20 protein-coding genes are annotated in these 22,650 nt (G+C 66.0%); 7 read left to right on the top strand and 13 right to left on the bottom strand.

Annotated features, from left to right (window positions below):
• The first annotated feature begins 2 nt into the window (after positions 1-2).
• Positions 3-1,247, top strand: a complete 1,245-nt coding sequence (locus tag KUV38_RS12375) for a Gfo/Idh/MocA family oxidoreductase (RefSeq protein WP_222470340.1) — start codon at positions 3-5, stop codon at positions 1,245-1,247.
• 25 nt (positions 1,248-1,272) lie between these two features.
• On the opposite strand, the gene KUV38_RS12380 is transcribed toward KUV38_RS12375, so the two are convergent.
• The 7 genes from KUV38_RS12380 to KUV38_RS12410 form a co-directional block, all read right to left on the bottom strand.
• Positions 1,273-2,646 carry an FGGY-family carbohydrate kinase gene (locus tag KUV38_RS12380; protein WP_222470341.1) on the bottom strand — a complete coding sequence of 458 codons (1,374 nt, stop codon included), beginning with the start codon at positions 2,644-2,646 and terminating at the stop codon, positions 1,273-1,275.
• A complete protein-coding gene (gene rhaM / locus KUV38_RS12385; protein ID WP_222470342.1) occupies positions 2,643-2,957 on the bottom strand; it encodes an L-rhamnose mutarotase in 315 nt (104 codons plus the stop codon). The genes KUV38_RS12380 and rhaM overlap by 4 nt, the downstream gene beginning before the upstream one ends.
• A 10-nt stretch (positions 2,958-2,967) precedes the next feature.
• Complete coding sequence (locus KUV38_RS12390; RefSeq protein ID WP_222470343.1) at positions 2,968-3,969, bottom strand: ABC transporter permease; 1,002 nt, start codon at positions 3,967-3,969, stop codon at positions 2,968-2,970.
• The gene (locus KUV38_RS12395) at positions 3,966-4,949 is read right to left on the bottom strand and encodes an ABC transporter permease (protein WP_222470344.1); all 984 of its coding nucleotides are present in this window, start codon (positions 4,947-4,949) and stop codon (positions 3,966-3,968) included. The genes KUV38_RS12390 and KUV38_RS12395 overlap by 4 nt, the downstream gene beginning before the upstream one ends.
• Before the next feature lie 16 nt (positions 4,950-4,965).
• Positions 4,966-6,504, bottom strand: coding sequence for a sugar ABC transporter ATP-binding protein (locus tag KUV38_RS12400; protein ID WP_222470345.1), 1,539 nt, complete (start codon positions 6,502-6,504; stop codon positions 4,966-4,968).
• A 137-nt stretch (positions 6,505-6,641) separates the two neighbouring features.
• Positions 6,642-7,643 (bottom strand): rhamnose ABC transporter substrate-binding protein, encoded by a 1,002-nt coding sequence (gene rhaS / locus KUV38_RS12405; RefSeq protein WP_222470346.1) that lies wholly within the window; start codon positions 7,641-7,643, stop codon positions 6,642-6,644.
• Between the two features lie 38 nt (positions 7,644-7,681).
• Positions 7,682-8,482 (bottom strand): DeoR/GlpR family DNA-binding transcription regulator, encoded by an 801-nt coding sequence (locus tag KUV38_RS12410; RefSeq protein WP_222470347.1) that lies wholly within the window; start codon positions 8,480-8,482, stop codon positions 7,682-7,684.
• 189 nt (positions 8,483-8,671) lie between these two features.
• On the opposite strand from KUV38_RS12410, the gene KUV38_RS12415 reads away from it, so the two are divergent.
• Together KUV38_RS12415 and KUV38_RS12420 are read left to right on the top strand one after the other, a co-directional pair.
• Positions 8,672-10,786: a bifunctional rhamnulose-1-phosphate aldolase/short-chain dehydrogenase gene (locus KUV38_RS12415; RefSeq protein WP_222470348.1), complete on the top strand. Its 2,115-nt coding sequence runs from the start codon at positions 8,672-8,674 to the stop codon at positions 10,784-10,786.
• A 13-nt stretch (positions 10,787-10,799) separates the two neighbouring features.
• Entirely contained in the window at positions 10,800-12,038 is a 1,239-nt protein-coding gene (locus tag KUV38_RS12420) for an L-rhamnose isomerase (protein ID WP_222470349.1), read from the top strand.
• Between the two features lie 5 nt (positions 12,039-12,043).
• Here KUV38_RS12420 and KUV38_RS12425 read toward each other — a convergent pair whose 3' ends face one another.
• Complete coding sequence (locus KUV38_RS12425; protein ID WP_222470350.1) at positions 12,044-12,550, bottom strand: MarR family winged helix-turn-helix transcriptional regulator; 507 nt, start codon at positions 12,548-12,550, stop codon at positions 12,044-12,046.
• Positions 12,551-12,776: 226 nt separating this feature from the next.
• Here KUV38_RS12425 and ectA point away from each other — a divergent pair, with 226 nt between their 5' ends.
• Genes ectA through KUV38_RS12445 form a run of 4 tightly spaced genes read left to right on the top strand, consistent with a single transcriptional unit; the run spans position 12,777 to position 16,490 of the window.
• Positions 12,777-13,310 (top strand): diaminobutyrate acetyltransferase, encoded by a 534-nt coding sequence (gene ectA, locus KUV38_RS12430; RefSeq protein WP_222470351.1) that lies wholly within the window; start codon positions 12,777-12,779, stop codon positions 13,308-13,310.
• A 46-nt stretch (positions 13,311-13,356) separates the two neighbouring features.
• Positions 13,357-14,649, top strand: a complete 1,293-nt coding sequence (ectB, locus tag KUV38_RS12435; protein ID WP_222470352.1) for a diaminobutyrate--2-oxoglutarate transaminase — start codon at positions 13,357-13,359, stop codon at positions 14,647-14,649.
• 4 nt (positions 14,650-14,653) lie between these two features.
• Complete coding sequence (locus tag KUV38_RS12440; protein ID WP_222470353.1) at positions 14,654-15,058, top strand: ectoine synthase; 405 nt, start codon at positions 14,654-14,656, stop codon at positions 15,056-15,058.
• Between the two features lies 1 nt (position 15,059).
• A complete protein-coding gene (locus KUV38_RS12445) occupies positions 15,060-16,490 on the top strand; it encodes an aspartate kinase (RefSeq protein ID WP_222470354.1) in 1,431 nt (476 codons plus the stop codon).
• Positions 16,491-16,518: 28 nt separating this feature from the next.
• Here the strand turns inward: KUV38_RS12445 and KUV38_RS12450 are convergent, their stop codons facing one another.
• The 5 genes from KUV38_RS12450 to KUV38_RS12470 form a co-directional block, all read right to left on the bottom strand.
• Positions 16,519-17,595, bottom strand: coding sequence for an energy transducer TonB (locus tag KUV38_RS12450; protein WP_222470355.1), 1,077 nt, complete (start codon positions 17,593-17,595; stop codon positions 16,519-16,521).
• Positions 17,592-17,972: a biopolymer transporter ExbD gene (locus tag KUV38_RS12455; protein WP_315898622.1), complete on the bottom strand. Its 381-nt coding sequence runs from the start codon at positions 17,970-17,972 to the stop codon at positions 17,592-17,594. The genes KUV38_RS12450 and KUV38_RS12455 overlap by 4 nt, the downstream gene beginning before the upstream one ends.
• Positions 17,969-18,352 (bottom strand): biopolymer transporter ExbD, encoded by a 384-nt coding sequence (locus tag KUV38_RS12460; protein ID WP_315898465.1) that lies wholly within the window; start codon positions 18,350-18,352, stop codon positions 17,969-17,971. The genes KUV38_RS12455 and KUV38_RS12460 overlap by 4 nt, the downstream gene beginning before the upstream one ends.
• Positions 18,353-18,356: 4 nt before the next feature.
• On the bottom strand, positions 18,357-19,364 hold the full coding sequence (locus KUV38_RS20925) for a MotA/TolQ/ExbB proton channel family protein (protein WP_261385215.1): 1,008 nt from the start codon (positions 19,362-19,364) through the stop codon (positions 18,357-18,359).
• Positions 19,365-19,552: 188 nt separating this feature from the next.
• On the bottom strand, positions 19,553-22,648 hold the full coding sequence (locus KUV38_RS12470) for an efflux RND transporter permease subunit (protein ID WP_222470357.1): 3,096 nt from the start codon (positions 22,646-22,648) through the stop codon (positions 19,553-19,555).
• Between the last annotated feature and the right edge of the window lie 2 nt (positions 22,649-22,650).

Genomic DNA, 22,650 nt, shown 5'->3' on the forward strand with positions numbered 1-22,650 from the left:
GCATGATCTCAGCCACTAACAAGCGCCGGGTCGCCATCGTGGGCACCGGGCATCGCGGCACCGGTACCTGGGGCACCGATGCCCCCGCAACCTGCGCCGACGAGATCGAACTCGTCGGCCTGTCCGACCTCAACGCCGCCCGCCTCGCCGTGGCGCGCGGGCGCACGGCAGGGGAGCCGCAGGTCTCGACCGATCTCGATGAGATGCTCTCCGCCACCAAGCCGCACACCCTGCTCGTCTGCACCCGCGACGACACCCACGCCGGCATCATCGTGAAGGCGCTGGAGGCGGGGATCGACGTGGTCACCGAAAAGCCCATGGCCACCACCGCTGAAGACGTGCGCGCCATCGTCGAGGCCGAGGCTCGCACCGGCCGCCGGGTGGATGTGGCCTTCAACTACCGGTTCGCACCGACCTCGCGCAAAATCCGAGAGCTGCTCGCCTCCGGGCGTATCGGCAAGGTGACCTCCTGCGACTTCCACTGGTATCTCGACACCTCCCACGGCGCCGACTACTTCCGCCGCTGGCATGCCTACAAAAAGAACTCCGGCTCGCTCTTCGTCCACAAGGCGACCCACCATTTCGACTTGTTGAACTGGTGGATCGATAGCGACCCGAAGCGGGTCTTCGCCCAAGGCGCGCTCAACGTCTACGGCCACAACGGCCCGTTCCGCGGCATTCGCTGCAAGGGCTGTGATCACGCCGCCGAGTGCCGGTTCTACTGGGACATGAGCGCCAATCCCGACCTCGATGCGCTCTACGAGGGGCCCTCGGCAGAGGACGGCTACGTGCGGGATGGCTGCGTGTTCCGCGAAGATATTGACATCTACGACACTATGTCGGCCACCCTCGAATACGAGAACGGCGTGCAGGTGAGCTACTCGCTTAATGCCGCCATGCCCATTGAGGGCTACCACCTCGCCTTCAACGGCACCCATGGCCGAATCGAGGTGCGCATGTATGAAAAGCAGGCCTTCGATGCGCCGTCCGGGCAAGATGAGATCTTGGTGCTCGGTACCGATCGCTCGGTGGAGCGGATCGTAGTGGAGCATGGGCCGGGCGGCCACTTCGGCGGCGACCCGCTGCTGCACCGCGCGCTCTTCACGCCCGAAAAGGACGACCCCGCAGGCCAGCGCGCCGGCTCCCGCGCCGGTGCGCTATCGGTCCTCACAGGCGTCGCCGCGACCCGCAGCGCCGAAACCGGCCAGCCGGTGGAGATCGCGACGCTGCTAGCGGGAACCGCGTAGATATGGACGTGGGTGGGCTGACGCCTCAGCCGACCCGCCCGCGCCAAACCTCCGCATAACGGGCCATCTCCGCCGTTCCGTGGTGAACGCCGCTCGCCTGCCGCCCCGCGATCAGGCTGCGGTCCACACCGGGGTGCAACAGGGCCGCGCCCTCGCTGGTGCCGGTGGCGCTGGTCATCGCATGCACCTCCGCCTCGCTCGCGGCGGCCAGCATGTCGAGATAGCAGGCATTGCGGGCAAAGGGCCCCTCCACATGGATCGGCCCGCGATGCCCGATCAGCCGCAGGCAGGCGTCGGTGACAAGGGCGAGGTAAAAACCCACCGCCGCACTCCGGGCGCCCGAGCCTGCGGGCAGCTCGCCTCCCAGCCACTGTGCCTCATGCCCCTGAAACGGCCCGCTGCCCGGCACCACCGCGGGCAGCAGCATCACCGCCTCCCGCAAGACCGCGTCGCACTCGTCAGCGGAAGGTTCCACCTGCGCCCCCTCCATCAGCAGGTCATGCTCCCGCCCCCCCATGAAACGGGCCGAAGGCACCGGGTCGCCGAAGGCGTTCACGTTCACCAGCGTGTCGCGCGCCGGATCGAGCGCCACCGGCGCACCGCCGATGGCCATGGCGATCACCCATGTGCCGGTCGAGACCACACTGAAGGGCGCCTCCCGCGCCAGCAGATGCGCCAAGAGCGAAGCGTTGGAGTCGTGGATGCCGCAATAGACCGGTGTGTCAGCCGCCAGCCCCGTCTGCGCCGCGATCTCCGGCAGGACCTTACCCAACACCTCCCCCGGCTGCCGCGTCGGCGCCAGCAGCCCGGCAATGCCAAGCCGCTCCACAAGGCTCGATGTTGCGCCGGTAAAGGGGTTCCACAGGTCGGTATGGCAGCCCAGCGAGGTCATATCGCTGGCAGCAACCCCGGTGAGCCGATAGCCCCAGTATTGCGGGTAGGTCACGATATGACGCACCCGCGCTTTCAGCCCCGGATCTTCGCTGAACTGCCAGAACAGCTGGGCGCCGAGGTTCAGCCCCGTCCCGAGCCGGGGCGCGCCGGTTTCGGCAAAATCCGGGCGGATCGCGTCATACTCCGCCGCCAGCCCGTCCGGCCCGGCATGCTCGTAATCGAGGATCGGCGCGGCCAGCACGCCGCCCTCCCCGATCAGCGCGGCGGATGCCCCGTGGGTCGTGACCGAGATCGCATCCACCCCATGCGCGGCCTGAAACTGTGACAGCCCCTCCAGCAGAAACGCCCAATGCCCCTCCACGTCGAAATGCGGCCAGGGCGGGCCGGACAGCACCCTGTTGGGGCGGGTCAGCACCGCCACCTCGGCAAGGCTCTCCAGATCGACCAGCGCCAGCTTGGCGTTGGTCTTGCCAACGTCGATGACGGCGATGTGGCCCGCAGTCATGGCATGTGGAAGACGGGCGTCAACGGCACCGCCACCGGCTCGTTGTCTGGCTTCGTTTCCATGATGTCCGCCATATGCGCCCACCACTTCTGCATGATCTCAAGGCCCGGCAGCGCATCCATCCCGTGGTCGTCGGTGCGCCAGAGCACGCCAAAGAGCAGGCCGGTTTCCTCATCGAGATGGATCGAGTAGTCACTCACCCCGGCCTCTTTGAGCAGCGTCACCAGCTCGGGCCAGATCTCGTCATGCCGCTTCTTGTACTCATCGCGGCAACCGGGGTTGAGCCTCATCCTGAAGGCATATTTCTCCATGTCATTCCCCTTAGGCCCGCGCGGCGCGGCGGCGCCACTTTTCCCACAGACGGGGCAGCGCGATCACCCCGATCAGCAGCAGGCCGATCATGATCGACATCACGATGCCCGGCACGTTCAGCAGCCCCAGCCCGAAAGTGACCAGCCCCATGACGAAGGCGGCGATCACCACACCGGGGATGCTGCCCGATCCGCCGAGGATGTTCACCCCGCCCAGCACCACCATCGTCACCACCTCCAACTCCCAGCCGAAGGCGATGGAAGGCCGGGTGGAGCCGAGCCGCGAGGTCAGGCACACCGCCGCGACCCCGGCCATCAGCCCGGTGAGCAGGAAGAGGATGAACTTCACCCGCGCCACCCGGATGCCAGAGAACAGCGCACCGGTGGGGTTGTTGCCAATGGCATAGACGGCCCGGCCAAAGTTGGTCTTGTGCAGCACAACGCCATAAATCACCGCGAGCAGGGCAAAGAGCACCAGCTCGAAGGAAATCACCCAGAACACGTAGCCCTGCCCGAAGAAGGCAAAGTCGGCCGGGTAGCCCTTGTAGACCTGATCGCCCAGCACGATATAGCTGATCCCCCGGAACAGGCTCATGGTGCCGATCGTCACCACGATCGAGGGCAACCCGAGCCGGGTGACGAGCACCGCATTGAACGCGCCGCAGGCCAGCCCGGTCGCCAGCCCGATCAGCACCAGCCCCGGCGTGCCGACGCCAAACTGCACCGCCGCCCCCATCGCCGTGGAGGCCAGCGCGATGATCGCAGCCACGCTCAGGTCTATCTCGCCCGAGATGATGAGCAGTGCCATGGCAAAGGCGATCATGGCCTTCTCGGTGAAGTTGAAGGTCGCGTCCGAGAGGTTCCACGCGTTCAGGAAGTATGGGGAGGCAAAGCTGTTGGCGATGAAGATCGCCACCGCCACCAGCAGCAGCAGGCTCTCCCAGCTTTTCAGCCGCGCCTCCAGCGGCGAGCGCAAGCGGTCGGGGATATGCCGTGTCGTCGTCTCGCTCATGCCGCCTGCTCCGCCGATTTGAGGATGATCCGCCCCTTCACCCGTGCCGCACGGGCATTGACCGCAACAGCGATGATGATCGCCGCGCCGGAGATGGCAAGCTGCCAGAACGGCGAGATATCGACCACCGGCAGCGCGTTCTTGATGACGCCGAGAAAGAGCGCGCCTAGCAGCGCCCCGCCCACCGTGCCCACACCGCCCGCGATGGAGATGCCGCCGATGACGCAGGCGGCCACCACATCGAGCTCGAAGCCCCCGGCGATATCGACATAGGCCACCGCGTAGCGCGAGACCCAGAGGTAGCCGGTGAACCCGGCGAGAGCGCCCGAGATGGTGAAGGCCCAGAACTGGGTGCGGCCCACGTCCAGCCCGGTATAGACCGCCGCATGGGGGTTGCCGCCCACCGCGTAGAAGGCGCGGCCAAGGCGCGTGCGGGTCATCACCACGGCAAAGACCGCGACAGCCATCAGCGCCACCCAGCTGAGCATCGGCAGGCCCAGAAGCTCCGCCCGGGGGAAGGCCTTGAACCCTTCGCTCATCTCGTGGCTGTTCACCCATTTGCCGTCCGAGATCAAAAAGATGATGCCCCGGAAAATCGTCATCGTGCCCAGCGTCACCACGATGGGCGGGATTTGCAGCTTCCAGACCAACAGGCCGTTGACCATGCCCATCAGCGTGCCCAGCGCCAGCGCCACGGCGAGGATCACCGCCACCGGCACGCCGGGGAAGCTGACGTTGATCATCGCCACCACCATGCCGGTCAGCGCAAGATTGGCGGCCACCGACAGGTCGATGCACTTGGTCAGGATTACGATCATCTGGCCGATGGCCAGCAGGATCAGCGGCGAAGTGTCGTTGAACACATGTGCAAGGTTGCCCGGCGCGATGAAGCCCGGAAAGCGCGTGGCGATCAGCGCCAGCAGCACCGCGATGGCCCCCAGCAGGAGCGCCTCGCGCGATGAAATCAGGCGTTGCAACATGGCGCCCACCTCGCTCTCAAATGCCCGCCGCATGGCGGACAAGGGTTTCAGGGGTCAGGTCGTCGCCCTCCAACTCGGCGGCAATCCGGCCTTCGCGCATCACGATCACCCTGTCCGACATCCCTAGGATCTCGGGGATCTCGGAGCTGACCATGATCACCGCCAGCCCCTGTGCGGCCAGTTCGGCCATAAACTCATGCACCGCCGCCTTGGAGCCAATGTCGATGCCCTTGGTCGGCTCGTCTAGGATGATCACCCGCGGCTTGGTCGCGAGCCATTTGGCGATCACCACCTTCTGCTGGTTGCCGCCCGAGAGGCTGCCCACCGGGGTATCCAGCGAAGCGGCCCGCAAGTCGAGCCGCTCGGTGTATTCGCGCGCCAGCCGGAACTCCTCGGCCAGCTTCAGAAAGCCCCGGCGCGAGGTGCGGCCCAGCGAAGGCAGCGTGACGTTCTGAAAGATCGGCATGGCGGTGATCGCGCCCTGCTTGCCGCGGTCCTCCGGCACATAGACGATGCCCTGCGCAATCGCCTCGGCGGGTGAGCGCACAACGGCCAGCTCTCCCTCGATCTTCGTCACCCCCTTGGAGGGCCGGGTGATGCCGAAGAGCGCCTGCATGAACTCCGAGCGCCCGGCACCAACCAGCCCGTAAAAGCCAAGGATCTCGCCGCGCTTGAGTGAAAAGCCGATCTCGTCAAACTCGGTCGGATGGCTGTAGCCCACGACCTGCAGCACCTCTTCGCCCGGCGCGCTTTGCCGGTCGGGGAAGACCTGGCTCACATCGCGGCCGACCATCATCTTGACCAGCGCCGCCTCGTCGATCTCCGAGATCAGCCCGTCACCGATGAACTGCCCGTCGCGGAACACGGTGTAACGGTCCGCGATGCGGAAGATCTCGTCGAACTTGTGGCTGATGAACAAAATGGCCTTGCCCTGTGCCTTCAGCTTCTCGACCAGCTCATAAAGCTCCTCGATCTCCTTGTGAGAGAGCGCGGCGGTCGGCTCGTCCATGATCACGACGCGGGCATCGACAGAGAGCGCGCGGGCGATGGCAACAAGGTGCTTGTTGGCGATGCCGAGGTCGCGCAGCCGGGTGGCCGAGTCAATCTCGGCGCCGATACCGCGCAGGATCTCGCCCGCCCGCGCCTGCATGCTGCGCCAGTCGATCAGGCCGAACCGCCCGCGCGGGGCGTGGCCCAAAAAAATGTTCTCTGCGACCGAAAGCTCGTCAAACAGCACGGTCTCCTGATGGATCGCCGTCACCCCGGCGCGGGCCGCATCCTGCGCGGTCGGAAACTGCACCGGCGCGCCATCCACCAGAATGGCCCCACCGTCCGGCTGGTAGATGCCCGTGAGAGTCTTCACCACGGTCGATTTGCCCGCCCCGTTCTCGCCCACCAGCGCCGTTACCTCGCCCGGGTAGAGCCGGAGCGACACGCCATCGAGCGCTTTCACGCCCGGAAAGGCCTTGGTGATGCCCTCCAGCGCCAGCACGGGGCTGCCGTTGGCAGCTGCCTCATCGGCTTGGGCTTGATCGGCCTGGGATTGCATCAGCATGCCCGCTCCATCGGGGCCCGCGCAGGAGCCCGTGTTAACCGTTTGCGATTGCGCGAATGGTCCGGCGCGCAGGGACTTGCCCCGCTGGCCGGAAACTGTGCCCCGGCGCAGGCCAAGCCGCGCCGGGGCATTACCGATCAGAAGATCGACTTGAACTCGTCGATGTTCGAGCTGTCATAAACGAACGGGTCGGCCATCGCGCCCGAGGTCGTCTCATCCAGCGTCACCTCGCCCATGCGGCCCATCGGGATGGACGCGCCCGGCTCGGCGGTGGCCGCGCCTGAGGCGAGGGCATGGGCGATCATCGTGGCCGAGTAGCCAAGATCGATCGGGTTCCAGATCGCGAAGGACTTGGAGGCACCGCTCTCGATGGCCCCGGCCATCTCGGAGGGCAGGCCAAGACCGGTCACGTTGATCTCGCCCGCCTTGCCGGCGTCCTGCACTGCCTGCGCGGCGGCCACGATCCCCACGGAGGTCGGCGCGATGATCGCGTCGAGATCGGGGTAAGACTGCATGAGGCCCTGCGCCTCGCGGTAGGACTTGTCGGCAAGGTCATCGCCATAGACGGTGCCCACCACCTCGATGCCCGGATAGTCCGGCAGCACCTTGTTCATCTCTTCGATCCAGATGTTCTGGTTCGTCGCCGTGGCAGAGGCCGAGAGCACGGCCACCTGCCCGCCGTCCGGCAGGTGATCGGCAGCCAGCTTAATGATCATATTGCCAATGAGCGGGTTGGACGAGGGGTTGAGGTGCATAGAGCGGCCCTCTTCGGCCACGCCGCTATCCCACGAAATCACGGTGATGCCACGCTGCTGCGCCTTTTTCAGCGCAGGCACCAGCGCGTCGGGGTCGTTGGCGGAGATCGCGATGGCATCGACACCCTGCGCAATCAGCGCGTTGATCACCTCGATCTGGCCCTCGGCGGTGGTGTCGGTCGGGCCGGTGTAGATGATCTCCACGTTGCCCAGCTCGCCAGCAGCCTCTTCGGCCCCCTTGGCGGCGGCCTCGAAAAAGCCGATCCCGAGCGCCTTGACCACCAGCGCGATGCGCATGTTGTCCTGCGCCATCGCGCTGGTGCCCATGAGGCTGACAGCGAGGCTGGCGCCTGCGAGAAGTTTGGTAAAGTTGCGACGGATCATGGTTTCCTCCCTGAGATCACGATGCATGTTCCGGCGGGTCAGCCCGCCTCTTCCTGCTGGGCCGCGCCACTCTGCGCGACGATCAGCGTCACCTCTGCCGCCTCGAGCATGGCGGCGGCCTTGTCGGGGATCCCCTCGTCGGTGATCACCGTGTCGATCCGGGTCAGCGGGCACAGCACAAGGCTGGACCGGTTGGCGAACTTTGAACTGTCGACCAGCACCACCAGCTCGTCGGCCTGCCCGATCAGCTTCTGCTCGGCCTGAATCAGCAGCGGGTCGGCCTCCATCAGCCCCAGCGGCCCGAGGCCCTGCGCCCCCATGAACATCCGGCGGGCATAGAAATTGCGCGTCACATCATTGTCGAAGGGCGACAGGATGATGTTCTGCTCGCGGTAAATCACGCCACCCGAGAGCATCACCGTGTTCTTGGAATGCTTCAGCAGGTGCTCGGCGATCGGGAAGGAGTTGGTGAACACCTGGCACCGGCGCGAAGCCAGCGGGTGCACCATCTGAAAGGTCGTGGTGCCGCCATTGATGATGATCGAGTCGCCGTCGTCGCACAGCTCCACCGCCGCGCGGGCAATCGCCTGCTTCTCGTGGCTGTGCATGGTTTCGCTGACGGCAAAGGGCCGCCCGGCCAGCCCGACGAACTGCGGCGGCGTGATCGCCTCCGCCCCGCCCCGCACCCGGCGCAGCTTCTTTTGCGCATCGAGCGCGGCAATGTCACGGCGAATCGTGGCTTCGGAGGCTTCGGTCAGGTTGCACAGGTCCACCACCGTCACGACCGGCCGGTCCTGAACGGCGGAAAGGATGATCCTGTGGCGTTCCTTCTCGTGCATTGGCACCTCCCGTTGAGCGGCGAGATTTGCCGGATTCGGCGGGATTGTCAATCATTACCGATCACAAACAGTCATTCTGCGCCGCAGCATGATTGGTTTTGATCGTTTGAGATTGACATTCCGCCGCAGCGCCGTCAGGTTCCCGGCGAGGAACAGGCGCTGGCTGCGGGCGCCCATCGGGAGGATGCCATGTTGAAGACCGCCGGAAAAACTTCGGAAAATCAGCTTCTTGAGAACCGCTGGAACGAGGCCGATGCCGCCGGCATGAGCGAGTCGGAGCTGCTGCTCTACCGCTCCAATATCCTCGGCTCCGACAAGCGCGTCACCAACTATGGGGGCGGCAACACTTCCGCCAAGGTGATGGAGGTCGATCCGCTCACCGGCAAGGAGGTCGAGGTGCTCTGGGTCAAGGGCTCGGGCGGAGACATCGGCTCGATGAAGCTCGACGGCTTCGCCACGCTCTACATGGAGAAGCTGGAGGCCCTCAAAGCCCTCTACCGCGGCCCCGAGCATGAAGACGAGATGGTCGGCTACCTCCCCCATTGCACCTTCAACCTCAACGCCCGCGCCGCCTCCATCGACACACCGCTGCACGCCTATGTGCCGCGCAAACATGTCGACCATGTCCACGCCGACGCGATCATCGCCATCGCCGCCTCCAAAAACTCCGAGGCGCTGACCCAAGAGATTTTCGGCGACAGGATCGGCTGGCTCCCGTGGAAGCGCCCGGGCTACGAATTGGGTCTCTGGCTGGAGAAGTTCTGCCTCAAAAACCCCAAGGCCGATGGCGTTGTGCTTGAAAGCCACGGCCTCTTCACTTGGGGCGATACCGCCCGCACCTGCTATGACAAAACCATCGGGGTCATCAACGAGGCCACCGCTTGGTTGGCCCAGCGCACGGCCGATGTGCCGGCCTTCGGCGGCCCCCTGCACGAGAGCCTCGGCGAAGCCGAGCGCCGCGCCGTTGCCGCCCGGCTTATGCCCGCGATCCGCGGCTTCGTTTCCGGCAACCAGCACATGGTCGGCCATTTCAACGACGAGCCCGCCGTGCTCGAATTCGTCAACGCCCAGAACATGCGCCCGCTGGCCGCCCTCGGCACCTCCTGCCCCGATCACTTCCTGCGCACCAAGATCCGCCCGCTGGTGGTGGAGTTCGACCCCGCCAAGGGCAACGTCGACGAGGTGCTTGAGGGTCTGCCCGCTCAGGTCGCCGCCTACCGCGACGATTACGCCGCCTATTACGAGCGCTGCAAACACGCCAACTCCCCGGCCCTGCGCGACCCCAACGCCGTGGTCTACCTCGTTCCCGGCGTCGGCATGATCACCTTCGCCAAGGACAAGGCCACCGCCCGCATTTCCGGCGAGTTCTACGTCAACGCAATCAACGTGATGCGCGGCGCCTCAGCGGTCAGCGAATACACCGGCCTGCCCGAGCAGGAGGCCTTCGATATCGAATACTGGCTGCTCGAAGAGGCCAAGCTGCAACGGATGCCCAAGCCCAAATCCCTCGCGGGCCGTGTCGCGCTGATCACCGGCGGCGCGGGCGGCATCGGGGCGGCCACCGCCGCGCGTTACCTCGCCGAGGGCGCCTGCGTGGTGCTGGCCGACATCGCCGAAGACGGGCTGAAGGCCACACAGGAGCAACTCGCCCAGCGCCACGGGCGCGACGTGGTCCGCTCGGTCATTATGAACGTCACCGACGAGGCCGCCGTGGCCCGCGCCTACGCCGAGGCGGCGGTGGAGTTCGGCGGCATCGACATTCTGGTATCAAACGCCGGCATCGCCTCCTCCGCGCCCGTCGAGGAGACCTCGCTGGCGCTGTGGAACAAGAACATGGACATCCTCAGCACCGGCTACTTCCTCGTCAGCCGGGAGGCCTTCCGGCTGATGCGGGTGCAAAAGATGGGCGGCGCCATCGTCTTCGTCGCCTCCAAGAACGGCCTCGCCGCCTCGCCCAACGCTTCTGCCTATTGCACCGCCAAGGCCGCCGAAATCCACCTCGCCCGCTGCCTTGCGCTCGAAGGCGCCGAGGCGGGCATCCGGGTGAACGTGGTCAACCCCGATGCGGTGCTGCGCGGCTCCAAGATCTGGGAGGGCGAATGGCTAGACCAGCGCGCCTCGACCTATGGCACCGACAAGGAGGGGCTGGAGGAGATGTATCGCAACCGCTCCATGCTCAAACGCTCCGTCCTGCCCGAGGACATTGCCGAAGCCGCCTATTTCTTCGCCGCCGAAACCTCGGCCAAATCGACCGGGAACATCCTCAACGTGGATGCCGGCAACGTTCAGGCCTTCACGCGCTGAGGAGGAGGGAAGCATGAGTTACGAAAGCGCCAAGGCCCAATTCGCCAATTGGGGCGTCGATACCGAAGCCGCCCTGAGCCGCCTCGCCACAATCCCGATCTCGATGCACTGCTGGCAGGGTGATGACGTGGTCGGCTTCGAGCCCAAGTCCGGCACCTCGGGCGGCGGCATTCAGGCCACCGGCAACCACCCCGGCCGCGCGCGCACCCCTGCCGAGCTGCGCGCCGACCTCGACTTTGCCTATTCCATGATCCCCGGCAGCCACCGGCTGAACCTGCACGCAATCTACATGGACACCGACGAAACTCCGGGCCGCGACCAGATCGAGTTTCGCCACTTCGCCCCTTGGGTCGACTGGGCCCGCGAGGCCGGCATCGGGCTGGATTTCAACCCCACCTTCTTTGCCCACGAAAAGGCAGATGATAACCTCACCCTCTCGCACCCCGACAAGGGCATCCGCGATTTCTGGGTCGAGCACGGCTGCCGCAGTCGCGAGATCGCCGCCGAGATGGGCAAGGCCCTCGGCTCGCCTGCAATCAACAACGTCTGGGTGCCGGACGGCTACAAGGACACCCCGATCGACCGTATGGCCGCCCGCGCCCGGCTCGAAGCTTCACTGGATGACATGTTCTCCGAGCCGCTGAACGCCACCCACATGCTGGACGCGGTCGAGAGCAAGCTCTTCGGCATCGGGGTCGAGGCCTGCACCGTCGGCAGCCATGAGTTCTACCTCGGCTACGCGATCCGCAAGCGAACGCTCCTTTGCCTCGACATGGGCCACTTCCACCCCACCGAGAACATCGCCGACAAGCTCTCGGCCTGCGCTCTCTCGCTGGGCGATATCCTGCTGCACGTCTCGCGCCCGATGCGCTGGGACAGCGACCACGTGATCCTGTTGAACGATGATATCCAGGCCATGGCCAACGAGCTTGTCAGCGCCGATCTGTTGGGCCGCACCCATATCGGGTTGGATTTCTTCGATGCCACCATCAGTCGCACGGCGGCTTGGGTGATAGGCACGCGCAACATGCAAAAGGCCCTGCTCCGGGCACTGCTGCTGCCACTGGACCGGCTGAAGCAGGCCGAAACCGCGCTCGATTTCTCCACCCGCTTCATGCTGACCGAAGAGCTGAAAGACATGCCCTATGGCGCGGTCTGGCAGGAGTTCTGCGCGCGGATGGAGCGGCCCGAAGGGATGGCGCTGATCAAGGAACTGGAAGGTTATCAGGCCAGCGTGGCGGGCCGCGGCTAGGCGGTTCAGCGCGCCTTCTGCGGGCTGTCGATGGCCCCGGCGGTGAGCACCGGCGAGGCGTCGATCTCTTCGGCGTCCAGCATCGCTGCCACCCGCTCCAGCGAGGCCACAAGCTGCGCCTGCTCCCAGTCGGCCATCTCGTCGAAGGATCGCACGAACCGCTGCTGAAGCGCGTCCGGTGCCTCGCGCACAGTCTCCCGCCCGCTCTCGGTGATCACCACGTTGGTCTGCCGCCGGTCGGTCTGCGAGCGCTCGCGGCTGACATGGCCGGTCGCCTGCAACTTGTCGACCAGCGCGGTGACGGTGGCCTGCACCACGCCCATCTGGTCGGCCAGCGCCTTGGGCGTGGCGCTGCCCTCGGGCCTGCCCCGCAGAATCTGAAGAACCCTGAGCTGCGCCGGTGTCACCCCGGCAGCCTGCGCCAGATCCCGATCATAAAGCCAGATCGCCCGGATGATGCGCCGCAGGGCGATCAGGCTGTCATCAACACGGTCTGCGGGCGAGGCTGTCATGGCTGAAGTGTGCCACGGCAGCAAAAAACTCTTCAATCCCCAAAGCGTTACGCGCAGGATGCTTCAACAAGCTAAACGAAGAGAGCCCTGGATAGGCGTATATTTCACACATAAATCTGGATTTTTCTCTGGTTTCGCGAAGATTTTGTGAAACTTTCCTTCGCTTGTTGAATTACAATTCAAAGCCGCTTACTTAGCCATACGAAACAAATGAGGACACCTGCCGATGCCAAGAGATCTCGCCGAACCCCGAACTCGGACGCCCCGCCTGCGCAAACCCGATGCGACGGACGGGGCCGATATCTGGGCGCTTGTCAAAAGCTGCAAGCCTCTCGACGAGAACTCGATGTATGCCAACCTGATCCAGGCCGACCACTTCCGCGATACATGCGTGGTGGCCGAACTGGAGGGCGATATCGTGGGCTGGATTTCCGGCCACATGGTCCCGGCGAAAGACGAACTCTTCGTCTGGCAGGTGGCGGTGAGCCCCAAGGCCCGCGGGCTGGGCCTCGGCAAGAAGATGCTGGCCGAGTTGCTGGAACGCGACGCCTGCGACGAGGCCGACCACCTCAAGACCACCATCACCAAAGACAATGCCGCCTCTTGGGCGCTGTTCCGCAGCTTTGCCCGGTCCATCGGCGGCGAACTGACCGACGAGCCGCACTTCGAACGTGACGCGCATTTCGACGGTCATCACGACACCGAACATATGGTGACGATCAGCCTGCCCTCCCCCGGTGCGCTGGCGCGCGCAGCCTGATCGACCTCTCCCTCACAGACCGGATTCAATCCTGAAAGGATTCCTCATGCCCAAGGACATGACCTTGACCGATGACATTTTCACCCGCCGCGAAAGCGCGGCCCGTTCCTACTGCCGTGGTATGCCCGCGATGTTCGCCAAGGGCCGCGGCTCCGAACTGATCGACGCCGACGGCAACAGCTGGATCGACTTTCTCGCCGGCTGTTCCTCTCTGAACTACGGCCACAACGACCCCGAAATGAAGGCCGCGCTGGTGGAGCACATCACCGCCGATGGCATCGCCCACGGGCTCGACCTGCACACCGATGCCAAGGCTGGCTTCATCGAGGCCTTCGAGCGCCACATCCTCGCACCGCGCGACATGGATCACCGCATCATGTTCACCGGCCCGACCGGTGCGAATGCGGTTGAAGCGGCGATGAAGATCGCCCGCAAGGTCACCGGCCGCACCAACATCATCGCCTTCACCAACGGCTTCCACGGCGTGACCAACGGCGCGCTGGCAGCCACCGGCAACGGCTACCACCGTGGCGGCGCCGCGATGGACCTCGCGGGCGTGACCCGCATGCCGTTCGACGGCTACTTCGGCGAGGGCGTGGACACCGCCGCACAACTCGAGCAGATGCTCTCCGATGCCTCCGGCGGCGTCGATGCGCCCGCCGCGATCATCCTTGAGACCGTGCAGGGCGAGGGTGGCCTCAATGCCGCCAGCCCCGAGTGGGTCCGCCACATCGAGGCGATTGCCCGCAAGCATGGCGCCCTGCTGATCATCGACGATATTCAGGCCGGCTGCGGCCGTTGCGGCACCTTCTTCTCCTTCGAGGAGATGGGCGTGACGCCGGACATCGTGACCATGGCCAAGAGCCTCTCGGGCTTCGGTCTGCCCTTCGCCGCCGTGCTGGTGCGCCCCGAGCATGACGTGTTCGGCCCCGCCGAGCACAACGGCACCTTCCGCGGCAACACCCATGCCTTCGTGACCGCCCGCGTGGCGATCGAGAAGTTCTGGGCCGGTGAAGCCTTCACCAAGGAGCTGGCCGAGAAGCAGCAGCTGATTCATGACCGTCTGGCAGACCTCGCCGCCATGGTGCCCGGCGCGACCCTCAAGGGCCGTGGCCTGATGCAAGGCGTCGATGTGGGCTCCGGCGAACTGGCCGGTGCCATCTGCGCCCGCGCTTACGAGCTGGGCCTCGTGATCGAGACCTCGGGCAACGAGGATCAGGTGGTCAAGGTGCTCGCCCCCCTCACAACGCCTGTCGAGACCTTCTCGAAAGGCTTCGACATCCTGCTGTCCGCCGCCCGTGGCGTGCTGGACGGCCAAGCCAAGATTGCAGCGGAGTAACCCGATGATTGTCAGAGATTTCAACGAGATCGTCAAAGACGAGCGCGACCGCGTGGTATCCGACGCGCAATGGAGCTCGGTGCGGATGCTGCTGGCGCAGGACGGGATGGGCTTTTCGTTCCACATCACCTTCCTCGAAGCGGGCTCGGAGCACACCTTCGAGTACAAGAACCACTTCGAGAGCGTCTATTGCATGCAGGGCACCGGCTCGATCACCGATCTGGCCACCGGCGAGACCCATCACATCAAGCCCGGCGTCATGTATGCGCTCGACAAGCACGACCGGCACACGCTGAAGGCCGATGAAGAGCTGGTGATGGCTTGCTGCTTCAACCCGCCCGTGACCGGCACAGAAGTTCACCGCGAGGACGGCTCCTATGCCCCTGCGGAGGAGGCCGAGGAGGCCTGAAATGACCCATACGGTTGAAAAAATCGGCGGTACCTCGATGGACCGCATTCATGACCTGCGCGACACGCTAATCCTCGGTGGGCGTGGCGCGGAGGCGCTCTACGGCCGGGTCTTCGTGGTCTCGGCCTTCGGCGGCATCACCAACCTGCTGCTCGAACACAAGAAAACCGGCGCGCCCGGTGTCTATGCCGCCTATGCCCGTGGCGACGATGCCGAGGGCGAGGGCTGGGAGGCCCGGCTGACGGCGGTGGCCAACGCGATGCGCGCGGCCAACGCCCGCGTGCTGGACGAGGGCGAGGACCGGGTGAAGGCCGATGCCTTCGTCGATGACCGCATCCAAGGTGCCCGCACCAGCCTGCTCAACCTGCGCCGTCTCTGCCGCCACGGCCACTTCCGCCTGTCGGAAAACCTCGCGCACACCCGCGAGCTACTGGCCGGGCTGGGCGAGGCACATTCGGCCTATGTCACCACCCTTCTGCTCCAACGCGCCGGGGTGAACGCCCGCTTCATCGACCTTTCAGGTTGGCGGGATGAAGGCGGCCTCGACCTGAGCGACCGGATCACCAGCGCGCTCAAGGGCGTCGACATGAGCCGCGAGATGCCCATCGTCACCGGCTACGCGCAATGCCGCGAAGGGCTGATGAACGAGTTCGACCGGGGCTACTCCGAGGTGACCTTCTCGCAGCTGGCCGCCCTCACCGGCGCCCGCGAGGCGATCATCCACAAGGAGTTCCACCTCTCCTCTGCCGACCCCAAGCTGGTGGGCGAAGGCGCGGCGCGCAAGCTGGGCCGCACCAACTACGACGTGGCCGACCAGCTCTCGAACCTCGGAATGGAGGCGATCCACCCCAAGGCGGCAAAGACACTGCGTCAGGCCGAGGTGCCGCTGCGGGTGACCAATGCCTTCGAGCCCGAAGATCCCGGCACGCTGATCGATGACCGCCCCGCCGAGACGGCTGCGGTGGAAATCGTGACCGGTCTCGATCTCTTCGCACTGGAGGTCTTCGAGCAGGATATGGTCGGCGTGAAGGGCTATGACGCGGCCATCCTCGAGGTGCTCACCCGTCACGGCGTGCGCATTGTCTCCAAGGTCTCCAACGCCAACACGATCACCCACTACGTGGACAGTTCGATGAAGGTGCTGCGCCGGGTCGAGAACGACCTCGCCAAGCTCTATCCGTCCGCAGAGATCAGCACCCGCGCCATCTCGATGGCCTCGGTGATCGGGCGTGACCTTTCGGGGCTTTCGGTGCTCACCCGCGGGCTGCAATCCATCGCGGAAGCCGGGCTGGAGGCCATCGGCGCCAGCCAGGGCCCGCGCAATGTGGATGTGCAATTCATCCTCGACCGCGAGGCACTGGACCCGGCGATTGCCGCGCTCCACGGTGCCCTGGTCGAAGGCGTTGCCCCGCCACTGGTACGGGCCGCCTGACCACCAAAACGACCAACCCGGCAGGGGCTCAGTTGAAATCCATCGGAAGATTGAACGACTGGGTCCCGCCGCCAAGCTGCTTCGGCGCGCGCGGCATCCGCCCCGCGCTCCGCACCGCTTGAAGAGCCGCCCTGTCGAGCCGGGCATTGCCGGACGAGCGCACAATACCCACGCCGGTCACCTGCCCCGAGGCGGCAACGCTGATCCGCATCACCACCCGCCCCCGGCCACCCGGCGAGCGCTTGCGCCGTTCGATCCGCGACCGGATCTGCGCGCCCCATTGCGCCATCAGATTCTGCTTCTGGCTGGCCGATAGCTGCCGCGCCCCCGCATTCTTCGCAATTCCCGCCTGAGACGAGCCGCCCGACCCGGCTGACTTTGCCCCTGCACGCGCGGGAGCCGTCTCCTGCGCCGGTCTCGCCTGCTGGGTGGCCTGCTTCCGCGCTGGCTGGGCCGTGCGCTTCGGCTCTGGTTTGGGCGCTTCGGCCACCGGCGGCTCGGGCCGCTGCGGCATCTTCCGGGGCCGGATGCTGCGATCGGGCGCAGTCTTGGGTTGCTGCGGCTCGGCATTGGCTGTGTCGATGTCAGGCACCTCTGCGGGCGCAGGCGGCGTGGCACGCGGCTGTTCGGGCAATGTCGGGCGCATCGTTTCGGGCAACGCGGCCACCTGCGGCAGGTCCGGAGTGGCGGGCAGTTGCGCCGGAGCCATAGCTGCGGGCGGTACCTCGACAGAAGGCGAGACCGGGCTTTCCTGCAACACCGGCTCCGTATCCATCTGCGGCGCCGCCTCCGCCGCGTCGGGCTGCACCTGCTGCGGCGCCTCCGTAGGCGGCAAGGTTTCGGACAACGCAGCCATCTCGGGCGGGGTCGTCTCCGGCTCGACCGGCTCAGGCTGGGCTTGCGAAACAGGCTCCTCAAGCTCCGGCGGGCGCTCCCACTCTTCCACCATTGCCGCCGTGGTCGCGCTGGCCGCGGTGATCGAGGCGGCATCCTCGCCGCCCTCGCCGCCGGTCATCGCGCCGCCCTCCGGCTTTGGCAACGCAAAGGCAATGGCGATGTGCAACAGCACGGCAACGCCGACGAAAACCGGAAAATCCGCCCTCATTGCGGCACCGCCACCAGCTCGACACGGGTCAGCCCCGCCGCCGAAAGCTGTGCCATCACTCGGGCCACCGCGGCGGCCTCAACCTTGCCATCCGCTCGCACCTGCGCCTTGTCCGCGCCTGCGGCCACAAAGGCATCCACCGCGGCCTCCCCGCGCAGGTCTTCAAACGCCAGAGCCCCGTCTGCGCCTATGTAGAGCGTCGCCACCCCGGTCTCCGCCTCCTCGCCCTGCGCCACCGGCGGCTCCACCTCGATCGGCTCGGGCGGGGTCAGGCTGGAGGTCATCAGGAAGAAGATCAGCAGCAGGAAGACCACGTTGATCATCGGCACCACGGATTCGCCCGAGGTGCGGCGGGGTTGATCCGAGAAATCCATCATTCGACCAGCACCAACCCGGTGTAGCCCGCCGCGCGCAGCGCCTCGGCCACCGAGATCACCCGTTGCAGATCGGCGCCGTCACGCCCGCGCAGGATGATCGTGTCGCCCCTCTGCTCCACCAGCCCGGCCAGCGCCTCGGCCAGCACCGCCTCGCCAGTCTCCACCCCGTTCAGCCGAAGCGCCTCCGGGGTGATGTCCACCAGCCGGGGCGGGCCGCTGTAGGCCGTGCCCCCGCCGCTGCCCGCCAAGGGCATCGGCAGCATGACATCGGTGCCAAAGCGCGAGGCCAGCATGAAGAAGACCAGCAGCAGAAAGACCACATCGATCAGCGGGGTCAGGCTGGGCCGTCTGGGCTTTCGGGGCGCGTCGAAGAGGGTCACGCCGTTACTCCGCTGCGCGCGCCAGTTGGGTTTGGGGCGGGGCATCGGCCACAAAGAGCCGGGCGGCGATGTCTTCCATGTCCTCGCGCACGCCGTCGCGGATCGACTCGAACCATGTGAGCGCGATGGAGGCTGGGATCGCCACCGCCATGCCCGCCGCCGTGGTCAGCAGCGCCTCCCAGATGCCGCCCGCCAGCATCGCCGGGTCGGCCCGGTTGCCGGATTCCTGCAAGGTCTGGAAGGCGTCGATCATGCCGAGCACCGTGCCCAGAAGGCCGAGCAGCGGGGCGATGGTGGCAATCAACTCCAGCGCCCGCAAGCCGCCCGAGAGGCGCGACAGCTCGCGCTTGGCCACGCGTGAAACTTCTTCGCGGGCGCTTTCCTCATCCAGCTCGCGCCGCGCCAGCATCGCTGCGCGGGTCATCCGGCTGCGCACCCCGCGCCGCCGCGCAAGGCTGGAGAGCGCGTCATCCCGCTGCCCGTCCGTCCACATCCCAACCGCCCGGAAGGAATGCTTGCGAGACCACGCCCCGGCGGCAGAGAAGCGCCAGATCTTCCAGAGGATCAGCGCGAGCGTCAGCACCGAAAGCGCCGAAATCGCCCAGATCGCCGGCCCGCCTTGAATAAGAAAGTCGGTCATGCGCTCCAAAGCGCTCAACTGCGGCTCTGCGGGTTCGGCAGGCTCGGCCGCGGCCGGAGTGGCCTCCTCGGCAGGCGCCGCAGCTTCTGTCTGCTCGGCGGCTTCGCCCGCCTCAGCACCACTCGCTCCGGCATCGGAGCCACCAATAGCCGGCGGGGTTTCGCTCGCGGCACTCGGCGCCGTGTCGGCCCCTCCGCTCACCGCAGGTGCCGAATCGGCGGCCTCGGGGGCCGCAGGTGCGGCGGGCGCATCTTGGGTAACATCCGGCGCCGTGTCCTGCGCGTGTAGCGTCCCGATCCCGGCTCCGGTTGAAAGAGCGGCCAAGGCCAGGGCTAGAAGGGTTCGGCGCATGGCCTGTCCGCCAAGGATCATCGGCTTATTCCTTATCGGGCGCGCAGCGCATCACGCGCGGCGGCTGCCCTGAGTTTCCGTGCAGGCGCATGGGGTTGACCTAAAAGCCACACCATCGGCACCACGCGGCACCGCCCGGCAAAGCCCCCCAAAGCGTCATTCGGGCTAAATCCTGACTATAAAAGTCGGAAATGTCCAGCCCTCGAAACCTACCCCGCGGGCCTGCCACCAGAGAGCTTGCGGACCAGCACGTAGAAGGCCGGAACAACGAAAATTCCGATGAAAGTCGCCGCCGTCATCCCGCCCAGCACTCCGATGCCGATGGCGTTCTGCGCCTTGGCCCCGGCCCCGGTGGCAATCGCCAGAGGCAGAACGCCAAGCATGAAGGCCAGCGAAGTCATCAGGATTGGGCGCAACCGCATCTTCGCCGCCTCGATCGCAGCCTGCACCGCCGTGCGCCCTGCCACCTCCAGATCGCGGGCGAATTCGACGATCAGGATCGCGTTCTTCGCCGCCAGCCCGATGGTCGTCAGAATGCCGACCTTGAAATACACATCGTTCGTCTGCCCGAAGATCAGCGCAAAGGCGAGCGCGCCCGCCAGGCCGACCGGCACCGCCAGCATCACGGCAAAGGGAATCGACCAGCTCTCGTAGAGCGCCGCCAGCGAGAGGAACACGACGAGCGCCGAGAGCGCGTAGAGCCACGGCGCCTGGCTGCCCGATTGCTGCTCCTGATAGCTGAGCCCGGTCCAGGCCACGCCGTATCCGCCCTCCAGCCCCTCGGCCAGTTCAGCAATCGCATCCATCGCCTCGCCGGACGAGACCCCGCTGCCGGGCTGCCCCGAGATCGAGATCGCCGAGGTGCCATCGATCCGCGCCAGCGAGGGCGTGGTCGAGACCCACTCGGTGGTGATGAAGCTGGCAAAGCTCACCATCTCGCCCGAGGCGTTGACGGCAAACCAGTCTTCCACGTTCTCCGGCTGCATCCGGTATTGCGCATCGGCCTGCACGATCACCGGGCGCAGCGAGCCGTCCTTGTCGAAGTCGTTCACCGAGCGACCGCTGAAGATGGTCGAGAGGATGCTGTTCACCCCACTCACCGACACGCCGAAGCTCTCTGCCTTCTGCTGGTCGATCACCAGCCGCAGCACCGCTTCGCTGTCGGTGCCCGAGGCCCGTACGTTGGACAGGCGCGCATCCTGCCCGGCCACGGCTTCCAGCTCTTCGGCGGCGGCCATCAGCGCCTCGGTGCCGCTGGCGCCATAGTCCACCAGATACATCGAGAAGCCCGAGGTGTTTCCCAGCCCCTGAATCGCCGGCGGCTGCACAAAGATCACCCGGCCCGCGCGGTTGTTGCCGAACTTGGCCGTGGCCCGCCCGATCACCGAGGCGGCAGAAAGGTCGTCGCCCTTCCGCTCCTCGAAGTCCTTCAGCTTCACGAAGAGCATCGCCACGTTCTGCCCCGAGCCGCCAAAACCGAAGCCGAGCGAGGCAAAGGTGCTGTCCACCGCCTCGGCCTCTTCGGTCAGCAGGTAGGTCTCGATCTCATCCACCACCTGCGCCGTCTGCGCCGTGGTGGTGCCCTCGGAGAGGTTGACCATGACCATCATCACTCCCTGATCCTCTTGCGGCAGGAAGGACGATGGCAGCCGCGAGTAGGTGGCCCCCGCCGCCGCGATAATGCCCGCGAGGATCAGCACCGCCACCAGCGGCGCCTTTGCCAGCCGCTTCACCACGCCCGCATAGCCATTGGTCATCCGGTCGAAGCCACGGTTGAACCACTGCGCCGGGGCGAAGCTGGTGCCATGGCCGCGCCGCAGCAGCGAGGCGGTGAGCGCCGGTGTCAGGATCAGCGCCACGAGGGCCGATAGCACCATCGCCGAAATGATCGTCACCGAGAACTGGCGGTAGATCACCCCCGTCGAGCCGCCGAAAAAGGCCATCGGTAGGAACACGGCAGAGAGCACCAACGCAATACCGATGAGTGCGCCGGTGATCTGGCCCATGCTCTTCTCGGTCGCGGGCATCGGCTCCAGCCCGTCTTCGTCCATCACCCGCTCGACGTTTTCGACCACCACGATAGCGTCATCGACCAAAAGTCCGATGGCCAGCACCATGGCAAACATGGTCAGCGTGTTGATCGAAAAGCCCAGCGCGGCCAGCACCGCGAAGGTGCCCGCCAGCACCACCGGCACCGCCAGAATGGGGATCACCGTGGCCCGCCAGTTCTGCAGGAACAGCAGGATCACGATGAAGACCAGACCGATCGCCTCGGCCAGCGTGTGGTAAACCTTCTCGATCGAAAGCTCGACAAAGGGCGAGGTGTCGTAGGCGGTTTCAAAATGCACGCCCTCGGGCAGCGAGGCCTCCAACTCCGCAAGTGTCTCCCGCACGGCCTCGGCGGTATCCACCGCGTTGGCGCCGGTGGCGAGGTTTACCCCGAAGCCAGAGGCGTTCTCGCCGTTGAACCGCGCATCACCGCCGTAGCTCTCTTGCCCGATCTCGATGCGCGCCACGTCGCCCAGCCGCACCTGACCGCCGCCTTCTTCCGACTTCAGCAGGATGTTCTCGAACTCCTCGACCGAGGTGAGCTGGCTCTGCGCCGTAATCGTGGCGGTAAACTGCTGCCCCTCGACCACCGGCACGGCCCCCAGCGAGCCGACCGACACCGTGGTGTTCTGGTTCGAGATCGCGGTGGTCACATCCGAAGGGGTCAGCTGGTATTCGGCCAAGCTGAGCGGGTCGAGCCAGACCCGCAGCGCGTAGCCCGAGCCGAAGATGTTGATCGAGCCCACGCCCTCCGTCCGCTGCACCGGGCCGGAGACCCGGGTATCGAGCAGATCGCCCAGCTCGACGGTGGAGTAGGAGCCGTTTTCCGAAACGATGGCGCCCACCATCAGGATCGACGAGGTCGACCGTGTCACGCTCACGCCAGAGCTTTGCACCGTATCGGGCAACTGGCCCTCAACCTGGCTGACCTTGGATTGCACATTGTTCTGCGCATCCACCGGGTCCACGCTCTCGTCGAAGACAAGGCTGATCGAGGAAGAGCCCTCGCGCGAGGTGCTCTCCATGTAGAGCACCCCGTCCAGCCCGGTCATGGCATCTTCGATCACCGATGTGACCGAGTTTTCAACCGCCGAGGCGGTGGCGCCGGAGTAGCTGGCCGAAACCCGCACGGTGGTTGGGGCGATGTCGGGGTATTGCGACACCGGCAGTTGGGTGAAGGCAAAGAGCCCCGCCAGCATGGTGACGAGGGCGAGCACCCAGGCAAAGACCGGGCGGTGAATGAAGAATTGTGCCATGG

Origin of the sequence: Vannielia litorea (assembly GCF_019801175.1) — a bacterium.
Classification (GTDB): domain Bacteria; phylum Pseudomonadota; class Alphaproteobacteria; order Rhodobacterales; family Rhodobacteraceae; genus Vannielia; species Vannielia litorea_B.

What these genes read in the sequence shown, in the direction of transcription:
- KUV38_RS12375 (WP_222470340.1), top strand. Translation starts at nt 3, where the DNA reads ATGATCTCAGCCACTAACAAGCGCCGGGTCGCCATCGTGGGCACCGGG.
- KUV38_RS12380 (WP_222470341.1), bottom strand. Translation starts at nt 2,646, where the DNA reads ATGACTGCGGGCCACATCGCCGTCATCGACGTTGGCAAGACCAACGCC.
- rhaM (WP_222470342.1), bottom strand. Translation starts at nt 2,957, where the DNA reads ATGGAGAAATATGCCTTCAGGATGAGGCTCAACCCCGGTTGCCGCGAT.
- KUV38_RS12390 (WP_222470343.1), bottom strand. Translation starts at nt 3,969, where the DNA reads ATGAGCGAGACGACGACACGGCATATCCCCGACCGCTTGCGCTCGCCG.
- KUV38_RS12395 (WP_222470344.1), bottom strand. Translation starts at nt 4,949, where the DNA reads ATGTTGCAACGCCTGATTTCATCGCGCGAGGCGCTCCTGCTGGGGGCC.
- KUV38_RS12400 (WP_222470345.1), bottom strand. Translation starts at nt 6,504, where the DNA reads ATGCTGATGCAATCCCAGGCCGATCAAGCCCAAGCCGATGAGGCAGCT.
- rhaS (WP_222470346.1), bottom strand. Translation starts at nt 7,643, where the DNA reads ATGATCCGTCGCAACTTTACCAAACTTCTCGCAGGCGCCAGCCTCGCT.
- KUV38_RS12410 (WP_222470347.1), bottom strand. Translation starts at nt 8,482, where the DNA reads ATGCACGAGAAGGAACGCCACAGGATCATCCTTTCCGCCGTTCAGGAC.
- KUV38_RS12415 (WP_222470348.1), top strand. Translation starts at nt 8,672, where the DNA reads ATGTTGAAGACCGCCGGAAAAACTTCGGAAAATCAGCTTCTTGAGAAC.
- KUV38_RS12420 (WP_222470349.1), top strand. Translation starts at nt 10,800, where the DNA reads ATGAGTTACGAAAGCGCCAAGGCCCAATTCGCCAATTGGGGCGTCGAT.
- KUV38_RS12425 (WP_222470350.1), bottom strand. Translation starts at nt 12,550, where the DNA reads ATGACAGCCTCGCCCGCAGACCGTGTTGATGACAGCCTGATCGCCCTG.
- ectA (WP_222470351.1), top strand. Translation starts at nt 12,777, where the DNA reads ATGCCAAGAGATCTCGCCGAACCCCGAACTCGGACGCCCCGCCTGCGC.
- ectB (WP_222470352.1), top strand. Translation starts at nt 13,357, where the DNA reads ATGCCCAAGGACATGACCTTGACCGATGACATTTTCACCCGCCGCGAA.
- KUV38_RS12440 (WP_222470353.1), top strand. Translation starts at nt 14,654, where the DNA reads ATGATTGTCAGAGATTTCAACGAGATCGTCAAAGACGAGCGCGACCGC.
- KUV38_RS12445 (WP_222470354.1), top strand. Translation starts at nt 15,060, where the DNA reads ATGACCCATACGGTTGAAAAAATCGGCGGTACCTCGATGGACCGCATT.
- KUV38_RS12450 (WP_222470355.1), bottom strand. Translation starts at nt 17,595, where the DNA reads ATGAGGGCGGATTTTCCGGTTTTCGTCGGCGTTGCCGTGCTGTTGCAC.
- KUV38_RS12455 (WP_315898622.1), bottom strand. Translation starts at nt 17,972, where the DNA reads ATGATGGATTTCTCGGATCAACCCCGCCGCACCTCGGGCGAATCCGTG.
- KUV38_RS20925 (WP_261385215.1), bottom strand. Translation starts at nt 19,364, where the DNA reads ATGATCCTTGGCGGACAGGCCATGCGCCGAACCCTTCTAGCCCTGGCC.
- KUV38_RS12470 (WP_222470357.1), bottom strand. Translation starts at nt 22,648, where the DNA reads ATGGCACAATTCTTCATTCACCGCCCGGTCTTTGCCTGGGTGCTCGCC.